Consider the following 13,280-nt stretch of genomic DNA (forward strand, 5'->3'; position numbering starts at 1 on the left):
CTCAAAAAATAAAATAAACGGAGAAAGGGAATTAATTCTGATGTTTAAAAATAAATAACGATAAGAAATGGAGGAGGGAAGGAGTGAATTTAGCCTTGTACTCATCAACTGCATGCCGCCTCATTAATACTAAACGGGCATCCCATTGCTGCAAGCGCACCGGGTTAAATTAATTTTATTTTAAGCCGCGAGATAAATATTATTTTAAAGGGTGAATGTTGGCATGAATTAAATAAGCGCGTCGTTCTGGTGCGCATAAATGCGCACCTACAAAACACGTCGGTCGCCATTAATGGTGACCTGGTTAACGCCTAATCAGAACAACTCACGATACAGCGCAGCGATCATCGTCACGCTGCACTCCCGCGGATTGCCCGGCGTACACACATCGGCGAAAGCTGCGGTGGCAAGCGCATCCACATCCTGCTCCTGCATGCCGATATCACGTAGTCTGAGCGGAATACCGATATCGTGGTTTAGGGTGATCACCGCATCAATGGCCAGCGCACGGGCATCGGCTAATGAACAGCTATAGGCACCTTCCATGCCCAGCGCATGGGCGATATCGCGGTACTTCTCGCCGGTATGCTCGGCATTGAACGCCATGATATGCGGCAGCAGAACCGCATTGGCGATGCCGTGCGGCGTGCCATAAAACGCGCCCAGCGGATGCGCCATACCGTGCACCAGACCCAAGCCAACATTCGAGAAGCCCATTCCGGCGATGTACTGACCGAGCGCCATATCCGCCACGCCCGCAGGCACGCCTTTAACCGAATCACGCAGCGAGCGGCCAATAATTTCAATCGCTTTGAGATGGAACATGTCGGTCAGTTCCCACGCGCCGCGCGTGATGTAGCCTTCAATGGCGTGCGTCAGCGCATCGACGCCGGTCGCCGCTTTCAGGCTGGCGGGCATGCTGGCCATCATGTCGGGATCGATAATGGCAATCGCCGGGATATCGTGCGGGTCGTAGCAGACGAACTTGCGCTTCTTCTCTTCATCGGTGATGACGTAATTGATGGTCACTTCCGCTGCGGTGCCGGAAGTAGTCGGCACCGCAATGATCGGTACGGAGGGATTGCGCGTGGCGGCGCCGCCTTCCAGCATGCGCACGTCACTGAACTCGGGATTGGCAATCATCATGCCAATAGCTTTACAGGTATCCTGCGGCGAGCCGCCGCCCACCGCGATCAGATAATCGGCGCCCGAACGACGAAAAGCCTCGACGCCCGCATGCACCACCTCAACGGTAGGATTGGGGATCACCTCATCATAGATGGCGAAACTGAGGTCGTGCTGCGCCAGCAGATCGGTGATGCGGGTGGCGACAGAAAACTTGATCAAATCCTTGTCGGTCACCACCAACGCTTTGTTAAAACCGCGTTTGTGAATCTCATCGACAATAGAATTAATCGCGCCCGCACCGAAATAGGCGGTCTCATTGAGGATCATTCTGTTAATCATATTAATTACCTTCACGTAGATGCCAGATTTAAGATTTTTCGATTAAATTCATCAAGATAAGAAGATTTAACCGTATCCAGATTTACGTGGTAATGACGATACAGATATTGCGTTGCCTCAATAAAATCGCGGTTTCCATTGAGTCGAATAAATGGAAGGAATCATGAACCTAAACGCATCGTCTCGGCACGCTTCGCCGTGTCGTAAACATATTGCAGCATCGGTTCCAGGTCGGTGTCGGGTCCTGAGCTGATGATCTTGGCGCGCAGCCACTCAATCTCGCTGGTGATATCCGGCGGGAAAATGGTGTTGTTCTGCGCATTACGCAGCCATTTCAGCAGGAAGTTATTCTTGCCGCGCACGCCGCCAGACTTCTTCGTTTTGGCGTTGATTTTCAGGGCGACCAGAATGCAGTAATAGAAGTGAACGCGTTGGCTGTAGCTTTGCGGGATCATCTTCGCTCACCTGCCGCGACAAGTGAAAAATGTGATGTCGATCGGTTTTCCATTATCCGGATTCCTGCCTGAATGGGTCTAACAGCCGTGATCAATGCCGATCAGGGCGCTATTTCCGCGCTGTAGCCGCACGGTAAACGCACCATATGATAATCCTCGCGGCGGATGCAAGTCGGCATAATCCGGGAATTGAGGCGGGAGAAGGGCGTTATCAACGCTAAAAAATAAGCGAAACGGCTGAAAAAGCGCTGAGGCGATTCTTTTGCGGCATAAGCCTTAAAACGGCCACTTATCCTATAGCCAGGCCGCGCGTATCTGGCAATATCGTGATCTGCGTCTACACTTAATTCTGACGATGTTCGCAGTCAGCCTGGCGAGTGAGTTTAAATGATGTTTGTTTGTGGAGTGTTATCTATCGAAATTCCGTGTTATCTGCAAAACCTCCTCGCACACACTTCTGCGGTAGCAACCGCCTCGATCACCCAGCCAGCCTCCGAACATCCTGTAATGACAAATTCCACAAGACAGGAGAAGAGTCGTGACCTCCGCGGTTAATCACAACAGCACCTTGCCGTCATTAAGTGGCGGACTCTACGCCTTCTTTTTTGATGTAGACGGCACGCTGGCAGCGATTCAGTCGCAGCCCGAGTCGGTCTCCATTCCCGCTCCGGTACGCCAGCTGCTGCAACACATTTCCAATCTTAGCCACGGCGCCTTAGCGCTGGTTTCCGGCCGTCCGATTGCGCAACTCGACGCCTTAGTCGCGCCACTCGAAGCCCCCGCCGCGGGCGTGCACGGTGCAGAACGCCGCGATGCGGCGGGCCGCGTGCATCGCCACAGCTTGCCGGGGGATATTGCGCAAACACTGCAAACTGAACTGCAGCAGACGCTGGATCAGTGGCCCGATACGCTATTAGAAGTGAAAGGCATGGCATTTGCGCTTCACTATCGCAATGCGCCGCAGTACGAAAACGCCATTATGCAGCTGGCCGAAGACGCCGTTGCACGCTTTCCCGAGCTGGCGCTTCAGCCAGGTAAATGCGTGGTGGAACTGAAGCCGCAAGGCATTGATAAAGGCGCTGCCGTACGTGAGTTCATGCAGGAAGCACCCTTTGCCGGACGCATTCCGGTATTTGTGGGAGACGACCTGACAGATGAAAAAGGATTCCTCGTGGTAAATGCCATGCAGGGGATCTCTGTCAAAGTCGGTGAAGGGGCCAGCCATGCACGCTATCGCCTCAACAGCGTTGAGGCCGTATGGCACTGGCTTGAACAACTATTATTACAACTAGAACATGACAATGTTGGTAAGGAGTTTAGGTTATGAGTCGTTTAGTCGTCGTATCTAACCGTATCGCGATCCCCGATGGTAGCAAGGCCAGCGCAGGCGGGCTTGCTGTCGGTATTTTAGATGCACTGCGAGATACCGGTGGATTATGGTTTGGCTGGAACGGAGAGATCAGCGAATTCTCGGGTGAAGAAGAGGATGAAGAACTTACGCAGATCGAAAAAGACGGCATCACCTATGCGTCACTGCCGCTTAATCAAAACGATTATGATCAATATTATCTCCAGTTCTCCAATACCGTGATTTGGCCGGCGTTCCACTATCGCCTCGATCTGGTGCAGTATCAGCGCGAAGCCTGGGATGGCTACTGCCGCGTCAATACTTTGCTGGCGCAGCGCCTTAAACCGCTGCTGAAGCCCGACGATATTCTGTGGATCCACGATTATCATCTGCTGCCGTTTGCCGCCGAGCTGCGCAAGCAGGGCATTAATAACCGCATCGGATTCTTCCTGCATATCCCGTTCCCGACGCCAGAGATCTTCAATGCTCTGCCGCCGCATCAGGAGCTGCTGGAGATGCTGTGCGACTACGATCTGCTGGGCTTCCAGACAGAATCTGACCGCGTAGCTTTCCTTGATAGCCTGAGCCAACTGACGCAGCTGCAGAATAAAGGAGAGAAGAAGCATCGCGCCTTCGGTAACACCTTTATGACTGAGGTCTATCCGATTGGTATTGAGCCGGACACCATCAAAGAGATGGCGGAAGGACCGCTGCCACCGAAAATGGCGGCGATGAAACGCGATTTGGGCGATCTGCAGAATATCATCGCCTGTGAACGCCTGGATTACTCTAAAGGATTGCCGGAGCGTTTCCTGGCCTTCGAAGCCCTGCTGGAGAATTTCCCGCAGCACCGCGGCAAAATTCGCTACTCGCAAATTGCGCCCACCTCGCGCGGCGATGTGCAGGCTTATCAGGACATCCGTCACCAGCTGGAAACGGAAGCGGGGCGCATCAACGGTAAATACGGCACGCTGGGCTGGACGCCGCTCTATTACCTCAATCAGCACTTTGATCGTCGTCTGTTAATGAAGATCTTCCGTCTCACCAACGTCGGCTTGATTACGCCGCTGCGTGACGGCATGAATCTGGTGGCGAAAGAGTATGTAGCAGCGCAGGACCCGGATAACCCTGGCGTGTTGGTGTTGTCACGATTTGCCGGTGCGGCCAATGAGCTGACTTCCGCGCTGATCGTCAATCCGTACGATCGAGATGACGTGGCGGCGGCGCTCGATCGCGCGTTGACCATGCCGCGTACCGAACGTATCTCGCGTTATAACGACATGATGGCGGTGTTGCGCAAACAGGATATTTCACACTGGCGTGAAAGCTTCCTGAAAGATTTAAATACTTTGCCGGTACGCAGTGACGATCACGGTACGGTAAATAAAGTCGCTACCTTTCCGAAATTAGCGTAACGCTTAATTGCGCGATACATTGCGCCGCTACGGTAAATGCTAACATTGGGTGCTTTGCTCACTTATTGCACACTTCCGTAGCGGCGCGATTTATCGCGCCTCTTTGAATTTACGCTCCGCTGCACAGCGTTTTCACGCGCCACTGTAACTTCTCGAAATCGATTTCATTTCTTAAAGCGCTAATGCGCTGACTCATCAGCAAAAAGCGCACGATTTGGTTAAAAAGCACACAAACGAAAGGCAAAAAGAGCTTTTTTCCCTCGCAACCCTAAAGATCTCAGGTGGTGCGCCGATAGTCATCGTGGAGCAAACCGAAAAATGCCTATTCATTCATTTCTCTAATGTAACGCCCTGTTACATCCCCTGCCGTGCGCTAAACACTCCCTACAATCCACTAACAGTTCCCTTGCGCTCTGCGCCCAGACTTCACGCTTCGCTAGCGTCTCGCTTTACGGCACATGGGCAATATTCCCTGTAAGTGATTAATTTAGAAGCGAATAGTTTTATGCTAATTCAGAGTATTATGCTGCATATAATCCTTTATATGGCGTGTTATAGCACCCTAATTGCCATAGAACAGATAACTGATCGCGTTGTAATGACAATCTTCCGCACAGCCTAAAATCCGCCTTACTTCAGCAAACTATTAAGGAAATAATCAGAAATCGCGCAAAAAATGGACAACAGAAAAGCGCTGCTGAAGGTTTAGAGAAAAAATTTGCCTTAAAAGTGTGACGTAGATCACACTTTATCTAAAATTTCGCGCCACTCACGTTGTATGTCGAAATCAGACAATATAGATTTGCCTTGTTTTCAGATTAGTCTTAAAAAACTGTAAGCAGACGTCACGGAAGATGGTTACAACTCAAGCAAAGAATGGCCTGGAGTTTTGATTACTACAGATCAGTGTCCTGACGAAAAGTGCAACAGTCAGGAGCACGTTGGCTCAAGCCTGATTATTTTTTGCCATCTTTAGATTTACCAACCAGCAGCCCGAACCATAGAACAATTTAATTCTGTGGCCGTATATGTGTCGCGTCTATCAGGATGGAAAAAAATGGGTACATCAGAATTACTAAAACATATATATGACATCAATCTGTCATATTTGCTCCTTGCTCAGCGTTTAATTAACCAGGAAAAAGCTTCAGCAATGTTTCGTTTAGGCATCGATGAATCGATGGCTGATGCATTGTCGCAATTAACTTTACCTGAGATGGTAAAATTAGCGGAAACCAACCAACTGGTTTGCCAGTTCCGATTTACCGATCACAACCATATTAATCGCCTCACTCAAGAGTCACGTGTGGATGACTTACAGCAAATCCACACCGGTATTTTATTATCCAGCCGTCTCCTGCGAAATGCGTCTAAAGATGACGTCTCTGCGAAGAAGAGGGCCGTTTAATGACCGAAAAAAGTATTGTTCAGGAAGCGCGTGATATTCAGCTGGCCATGGAGCTGATTACATTGGGCGCACGACTGCAAATGCTGGAGAGTGAAACTCAGCTGAGCCGTGGTCGCCTGATTAAACTCTATAAAGAGTTGCGTGGTGCGCCACCACCGAAAGGTATGCTGCCATTCTCTACCGATTGGTTCATGACCTGGGAACAAAATATTCACTCTTCTATGTTCTGTAACGCCTGGCAGTTCTTGCTGAAAACCGGCTTGAACAGTGGCGTTGAAGCGGTAATCAAAGCTTATCGCTTGTATCTTGAGCAGTGTCCGCAATCGGACGAGGGCCCGCTGTTGGCGCTAACGCGTGCATGGACCCTGGTGCGATTCGTTGAAAGTGGCATGCTGGAACTGTCTGACTGTAAGTGCTGTGGTGGCAGCTTTATTAACCACGCTCATCAGCCCATCGGCAGCTTTGTCTGCAGCCTGTGCCAGCCGCCATCACGTGCCGTAAAAAGACGTAAACTTTCTGCAGATTCTGCCGATACCTTTCCACAACTGCTGGATGAACAGGTTAAACGCGCCGTTTAAGTTTGTTCGCATCGTGGAAAACATCCAGCAGCGGTTAATACCGCTGCTTTTTTTTTGCCTGCGATCAACGAATAACACCTGCGGCTCTCTGGCTTAACTTCCATCAACACGTTACGGACGTAAGGATTTTTTGTGCTGATAATTCTGGGTTATATCGTGGTCGTCGGCTCCGTGTTGGGCGGCTACGCGATGGTCGGCGGACATTTAGGCGCGCTTTATCAACCGGCGGAGCTGATCATTATCGGCGGTGCCGGTATTGGTGCCTTTTTAGTCGGCAATAATGGCAAATCGATTAAGAAAACATTAAAAGCGCTGCCATTGTTAATGCGCGGCTCGAAATATAACAAAGCCGTATACATGGATTTAATGGCGCTGCTTTATCGCCTGATGGCGAAATCCCGTCAGCAAGGCATGTTGTCATTAGAACGTGACATTGAAGATCCCAGCCAGAGTGAAATTTTCGCTAACTATCCGCGTATTTTGTCCGATAAACAGTTAGTCGATTTTATTACCGATTATTTGCGTTTGATGGTCAGCGGAAATATGAACGCCTTCGAAATTGAAGCGTTGATGGATGAAGAGATTGAGACCTACGAGCACGAGTGTGAAGTCCCCGCGCAAAGTATCTCGGCGGTGGGTGATGGCTTACCGGCTTTCGGTATTGTCGCGGCGGTAATGGGCGTGGTGCACGCACTGGCGTCAGCCGACCGTCCGGCGGCCGAATTGGGTGCGTTAGTGGCCCATGCGATGGTCGGTACCTTCCTCGGAATTTTACTGGCCTACGGCTTTATCTCTCCGCTGGCGTCGGTGCTGCGCCAGAAATGTGCCGAAACCACCAAGATGATGCAGTGCGTGAAGGTGACGTTGCTCTCCAGCCTCAACGGTTACGCACCGCAAATCGCGGTGGAATTTGGTCGTAAAACGCTTTACTCCGCTGAACGTCCGTCGTTCTCGGAGCTGGAAGAGCACGTGCGTAACGCCAAGAACCCGGCGAAACAAACTTCGGATGAGAATTCATGAAAGCAGGCAATCGCCCCATTGTGCTGGTTAAAAAGCGCAAACATAAAGGTCACCATGGGAGCCACGGTTCGTGGAAGATTGCCTATGCCGACTTTATGACGGCGATGATGGCGTTCTTTATGGTGATGTGGTTGCTCTCCATCTCCAGCCCCAAAGAGTTGGTCCAGATTGCGGAATACTTTAAAACGCCGCTGAAAGTGGCGTTGACCGGCGGTCAGCGCAGCAGCGACAGCGAAAGTCCGATCCCCGGCGGCGGCGATGATCCGACGCAGCAGAAGGGTGAAGTGAAGAAGATTGTCGATATGGATGCGCAGAAGAAGAAGCTGGAGGAGATCCGCCTGAATCGCCTGCGTGAAAAGCTCGACCAGCTGATTGAAGCCGACCCGCGTCTGAAAGCGCTGCGTCCGCATCTGATCATCAACATGGTCGAAGAGGGACTGCGCATTCAGATTATCGATAGCCAGAACCGCCCGATGTTTAAAACCGGCAGCGCGGACGTGGAGCCTTACATGCGCGATATCCTGCGCACTATCGCGCCGGTGCTGAATGATATTCCGAACAAAATCAGCCTCGCGGGTCACACCGATGATTTCCAGTATGCCAACGGCGATCGTGGCTACAGCAACTGGGAACTGTCGGCGGATCGTGCCAATGCCTCACGGCGCGAGCTGGTGATTGGTGGCCTCGACGGCGCCAAAATGCTGCGTGTGGTCGGTATGGCCGACACCATGAAGCTGAAAAACCGTGGTGCTAATGATGCAGTCAACCGCCGCATTAGCCTGCTGGTGTTGAATCACGACACCGAAGCGGCGATTGAAAAAGAGAATGCCGAGAGCGATGCCGTTCAGGTGAGCGACCCGGCGCAAATGATTCCCAACATTACCGCACCCGCTGTACCGGCTGCGTCGACTGCTCCAACAGGTTCCACTGCAACACCGGCTGCGCCGGCTGCTGCAACGGCCCCTGCGGCAGCGGCGACGCCCACGGCGAGCGCGGTGACACCAGACCAACCCTCACAGCCGAGGTGATCCCGTGAGCATGGACATCAGCGATTTTTACCAGACGTTTTTCGATGAAGCCGATGAGCTGTTAGCGGATATGGAGCAACACCTGTTGGGACTTGATCCCCAGGAGCCCGATTCCGAGCAGTTGAATGCCATCTTCCGCGCCGCCCACTCCATCAAGGGCGGAGCCGGTACGTTTGGCTTTACGGTTTTACAGGAAACCACCCACATCCTGGAAAACATTCTGGATGGTGCGCGCCGCGGCGAGATGCAGCTCAGCACCGATATCATCAACCTGTTTTTGGAAACCAAAGATATTATGCAAGAACAGCTCGATGCCTATAAAACGGCGCAGGAGCCGAATGCAGAAAGCTTTAAATATATCTGCGAAGCGCTGCGTCAGCTGGCATTGGAAGCGAAAGGCATTGCGCCTGAAGCGCCCAAAGTCGCCGAAGTGGTTGAGATCGCAGCACCAATTTCGGCCGCAGGTCTGCGCCTGCAACTGGTTGACCTGAAAGAGAAAGAGCCGGAGCTGATGCTGGAGGAGCTCGGCAATCTCGGTACCGTCAGTAACGTAGTGAAAGGCGCCAATTCGCTGGACGTTACCATTGATGGCGTCGGCAAAGATGACATCGTCGCGGTGCTCTGTTTTGTGCTGGATGAAGCACAGATTCACTTCCCGACAGGCGCGGCGGCCGTTGCCGACGCCCCGGTTGCTGAAGTGGCTGCTGAACCGGTGCAAACCGCCACCGTCACCGATATTACGCCAGCGGTGAAGCGCGAACCTAAACGTGCCGCCGCACCGGCTAAAGGCAGCGAATCCAGCAGCATCCGTGTTGCCGTCGAGAAAGTGGACCAGCTGATTAACCTGGTTGGCGAACTGGTGATCACCCAATCGATGCTGGCACAGCGCTCCGGTGCGCTGGATCCGGTGGCGCACGGCGACCTGCTGAACAGCATGGGTCAGCTGGAGCGTAACGCCCGCGATCTGCAGGAATCGGTGATGTCGATTCGTATGATGCCGATGGAGTACGTCTTCAGCCGCTTCCCGCGTCTGGTCCGCGATTTGGCCAGCAAGCTGGGCAAAGAAGTGGAGCTGACGCTGCTCGGCAGCTCAACCGAGCTGGATAAGAGCCTGATTGAACGCATCATCGATCCGTTAACGCACCTGGTGCGTAACAGCCTCGATCACGGTATCGAAACTCCGGAAAAACGTCTGGCTGCGAATAAAACCGCCGTCGGCAACCTGACGCTGTCGGCGGAACATCAGGGCGGCAACATCTGCATCGAAGTGATCGATGACGGTGCCGGTCTAAACCGCGAACGTATTCTGGCTAAAGCGCTGTCGTCTGGCCTGCCGGTCAGCGACAGCATGAGCGATGAAGAAGTCGGCATGCTGATCTTCGCGCCGGGCTTCTCCACCGCTGAGCAGGTCACCGATGTGTCGGGCCGTGGCGTGGGCATGGACGTGGTGAAAAGGAATATTCAGGAGATGGGCGGTCACGTCGAAATCTCCTCGAAGCAGGGCAAGGGCACCACCATTCGCATCCTGCTGCCGCTGACGCTGGCGATCCTCGACGGCATGTCAGTACGCGTCGCTAACGAAGTGTTCATTCTGCCGCTCAACGCGGTGATGGAATCGCTGCAGCCAACCGCAGAAGAGCTGAAACCGCTGGCCGGTGGCGAGCGCGTGCTGGAAGTGCGTGGCGAATATCTGCCGCTGGTAGAACTGTGGAATGTGTTTGAGGTGCAGAACGCCAAAACCGACGCCACGCAAGGCATTGTGGTGATTCTGCAAAGCGCAGGCCGTCGCTATGCGCTGCTGGTCGATCAGCTGATTGGTCAGCATCAGGTGGTAGTGAAAAACCTTGAAAGCAACTATCGCAAAGTGCCGGGCATCTCTGCCGCCACCATTTTAGGCGATGGTAGCGTGGCGCTGATTGTGGATGTCTCAGCACTGCAATCGTTGAACCGTGAAAAGCGTGTGGCCGGTGCCGCAGCGTAATAGATAACGAAAGGGTAAAAAAATGACTGACATGGCAACCGTGACCAAAATCGCTGGCGAAACCGTGGGCCAGGAATTCTTAGTTTTCACACTGGGTGACGAAGAGTACGGCATCGACATTCTGAAAGTGCAGGAGATTCGCGGTTACGATCAGGTAACCCGCATCGCCAACACGCCGGAATTCATCAAAGGCGTCACCAACCTGCGCGGCGTGATCGTGCCGATCATCGACCTGCGCGTGAAGTTCTCGCAGCCGGATGTGGTGTACAACGAGAACACCGTGGTGATCGTGCTGAATCTTGAGCATCGCGTGGTGGGCATCGTGGTGGATGGCGTTTCTGATGTGCTGTCGCTGACGCAAGAGCAGATTCGTCCTTCACCGGAGTTCGCGGTCACCATGTCCACCGAGTACCTGACCGGTCTGGGCGCGCTGGGTGAACGTATGCTGATTCTGGTCGATATCGAAAAGCTGCTGAGCAGCGAAGAGATGGCGCTGGTGGATAACCTGCGTACTGCATAGTTCCCGTAACGGGCCGCGCTGCTGCGGCCCGTTATCATTACATACATTAATTAATTCCTTACAAATCAACAATAAATCCGCAAAAAAACGCTGTAATATCCCTCAATCTTCTCCGCCCCTGGTCGATAACCGATCGGTACGATTTTTTCCTTCATTTTCCAGGGCAAACTATGTTTACGAGAATCCGCGTTGTCACCAGCTTATTGCTGGTGTTGTTAGTGTTTGGCTTTTTACAGCTGGCATCCGGCTCACTGTTTTTTAAAGCGCTAAGCGATGACAAAAACAGTTTTAACGTTTCACAACTGGCGAGCAAAAACACCGCCGCCATCAACGACGCCTACATGAGCCTCAATCAGAGCCGTGTGGTGTTAACCCGCATTCAGCTGCGCATGGCAACCAGCAAACTGACCGGTACCGAAGCGGATATCGCCGGTTTGTACGGCGACAGCAAAGCCTTCCAGAAAGAGGCCGCCGATAACTACCAGCTGTTTAAAGCGACGCCGGACACGCCGGGACAGGATGCCGCGCTCAACAAACGTCTCGATCAAACCTATACCGCCTATGCCAGCGCGCTAGGCCAGTTGCAGGACGCGTTGGTCGCAAAAGATCTCGATCAGGCAGCCAAAGCGCCGGTTGCGCCAAGCCAAAACGCCTTCCTGAAAGAGTACCGCCAATGGCGTGCCGATCAGGATCGCCTGACTGCGGCGGGCGTCGAAGCCAACAGCTCAGCCTACGATCACATGATCTGGCTGTTAGGCGCGGTGCTGGCGATTGTGGTGGCGGTGATTGTGCTGTGCTGGTTTGGCATGCGCAAAATCCTCATCAAGCCGCTTAATGAGAATATCCAGCATATCCAGCACATTGCGCAGGGCGATTTGACGCAGCGCATCGCGGTCGAAGGACGCAACGAAATGAGCCAACTGGCGGAAAGCCTGCATGAGATGCAGCAGTCGCTGGTGCGCACGGTGAGTGATGTGCGTGACGGTTCGGATGCCATCTTTACCGGAGCGAGCGAAATCTCTGCGGGCAACAACGATCTCTCGGCACGTACCGAAGAGCAGGCGGCTTCCCTGGAGCAGACCGCCGCCAGCATGGAACAGCTGACCGCCACCGTGAAGCAGAACGCCGAAAACGCGCGTCAGGCGTCGCAGCTGGCGTTGAGTGCTTCCGAAACCGCGCAGAAGGGCGGTGATGTGGTGCAAGGCGTGGTTCGTACCATGAGCGATATCGCCGGCAGTTCGAAGAAGATCGCCGACATCACCAGTGTTATCGATGGCATCGCGTTCCAGACCAATATTCTGGCGCTGAACGCGGCGGTAGAGGCGGCGCGCGCCGGTGAGCAAGGCCGTGGCTTTGCGGTGGTCGCGGGTGAAGTCCGTAATCTGGCCCAGCGCAGCGCGCAGGCGGCGAAAGAGATTAAAGGGTTGATTGAAGACTCCGTCAGCCGCGTGAACAGCGGATCTGAATTGGTCGGCACCGCCGGTGAGACCATGAGCGATATCGTTAATGCGGTAACGCGCGTCACAGACATCATGGGTGAAATCGCCTCGGCGTCGGATGAGCAGAGCCGTGGTATCGATCAGGTTGGCCAGGCGGTAACGGAGATGGATCGCGTGACGCAGCAGAACGCCTCGCTGGTGGAAGAGTCTGCGGCGGCGGCGGCCTCGCTGGAAGAGCAGGCCAGTCGCCTGAGCCAGTCGGTGGCGGTGTTCCGCGTACCGCGCGCGGCACACGCGCAGCCGCAGGCCAGAAGCGGCGTGCGTCATCCGCAGATCGCACCAGCCACGCTCGGCACACCGCGTAAAGCGCTGACCGGCGCGGCTGGGGACAGCAACTGGGAAACGTTTTAAGTTTCGGAGTGGTCGGTCCCTCACCCCGGCCCTCTCCCGCACGCGGGAGAGGGAGACGCTGCCCCATGCAGGCTCGATCGGTTCCCTCTCCCACTTGTGGGTGTACAGTCCGGGGACATGGTAGACAGGTGTTCGGGGACATGGTGAACACTTTTTAACATCCTTTACCCATGGTGATCGACTTTTTCTTCAGGTCGATCACCCCCACTT

General features: G+C 53.6%; 11 protein-coding genes. 9 read left to right on the top strand and 2 right to left on the bottom strand.

Annotated features, from left to right (window positions below):
- Window positions 1-315: 315 nt before the first annotated feature.
- Together fucO and ACFQW4_RS07830 are read right to left on the bottom strand one after the other, a co-directional pair.
- A complete protein-coding gene (gene fucO, locus ACFQW4_RS07825) occupies window positions 316-1,467 on the bottom strand; it encodes a lactaldehyde reductase (protein WP_110865988.1) in 1,152 nt (383 codons plus the stop codon).
- Between the two features lie 161 nt (window positions 1,468-1,628).
- Window positions 1,629-1,922, bottom strand: coding sequence for a hypothetical protein (locus ACFQW4_RS07830; protein WP_218168224.1), 294 nt, complete (start codon window positions 1,920-1,922; stop codon window positions 1,629-1,631).
- A 538-nt stretch (window positions 1,923-2,460) separates the two neighbouring features.
- Between ACFQW4_RS07830 and otsB the strand changes: the two genes are divergently transcribed.
- The 9 genes from otsB to ACFQW4_RS07875 all read left to right on the top strand — a co-directional run bounded on the left by otsB (window position 2,461) and on the right by ACFQW4_RS07875 (window position 13,070).
- Window positions 2,461-3,249, top strand: a complete 789-nt coding sequence (gene otsB, locus ACFQW4_RS07835) for a trehalose-phosphatase (protein WP_101760738.1) — start codon at window positions 2,461-2,463, stop codon at window positions 3,247-3,249.
- The gene (otsA, locus tag ACFQW4_RS07840; RefSeq protein ID WP_101760737.1) at window positions 3,246-4,685 is read left to right on the top strand and encodes an alpha,alpha-trehalose-phosphate synthase; all 1,440 of its coding nucleotides are present in this window, start codon (window positions 3,246-3,248) and stop codon (window positions 4,683-4,685) included. Before otsB ends, otsA begins: the two co-directional genes overlap by 4 nt.
- Before the next feature lie 1,057 nt (window positions 4,686-5,742).
- Window positions 5,743-6,093: a flagellar transcriptional regulator FlhD gene (flhD, locus tag ACFQW4_RS07845; protein WP_008102850.1), complete on the top strand. Its 351-nt coding sequence runs from the start codon at window positions 5,743-5,745 to the stop codon at window positions 6,091-6,093.
- Window positions 6,093-6,671: a flagellar transcriptional regulator FlhC gene (gene flhC / locus ACFQW4_RS07850; RefSeq protein WP_110865989.1), complete on the top strand. Its 579-nt coding sequence runs from the start codon at window positions 6,093-6,095 to the stop codon at window positions 6,669-6,671. The genes flhD and flhC overlap by 1 nt, the downstream gene beginning before the upstream one ends.
- A gap of 132 nt (window positions 6,672-6,803) precedes the next feature.
- Window positions 6,804-7,691 (top strand): flagellar motor stator protein MotA, encoded by an 888-nt coding sequence (gene motA / locus ACFQW4_RS07855; protein ID WP_007891047.1) that lies wholly within the window; start codon window positions 6,804-6,806, stop codon window positions 7,689-7,691.
- Window positions 7,688-8,719 carry a flagellar motor protein MotB gene (gene motB, locus ACFQW4_RS07860; protein ID WP_192413558.1) on the top strand — a complete coding sequence of 344 codons (1,032 nt, stop codon included), beginning with the start codon at window positions 7,688-7,690 and terminating at the stop codon, window positions 8,717-8,719. The genes motA and motB overlap by 4 nt, the downstream gene beginning before the upstream one ends.
- Before the next feature lie 10 nt (window positions 8,720-8,729).
- Window positions 8,730-10,700 (top strand): chemotaxis protein CheA, encoded by a 1,971-nt coding sequence (gene cheA, locus ACFQW4_RS07865; RefSeq protein ID WP_377724709.1) that lies wholly within the window; start codon window positions 8,730-8,732, stop codon window positions 10,698-10,700.
- Between the two features lie 22 nt (window positions 10,701-10,722).
- Window positions 10,723-11,220 carry a chemotaxis protein CheW gene (gene cheW / locus ACFQW4_RS07870; RefSeq protein WP_008102858.1) on the top strand — a complete coding sequence of 166 codons (498 nt, stop codon included), beginning with the start codon at window positions 10,723-10,725 and terminating at the stop codon, window positions 11,218-11,220.
- Between the two features lie 170 nt (window positions 11,221-11,390).
- Complete coding sequence (locus tag ACFQW4_RS07875; RefSeq protein ID WP_377724683.1) at window positions 11,391-13,070, top strand: methyl-accepting chemotaxis protein; 1,680 nt, start codon at window positions 11,391-11,393, stop codon at window positions 13,068-13,070.
- Window positions 13,071-13,280: the final 210 nt, after the last annotated feature.

This window comes from Pantoea sp. GCM10028869, assembly GCF_042666835.1.
GTDB classification, from domain to species: Bacteria; Pseudomonadota; Gammaproteobacteria; order Enterobacterales; family Enterobacteriaceae; genus Pantoea; species Pantoea leporis.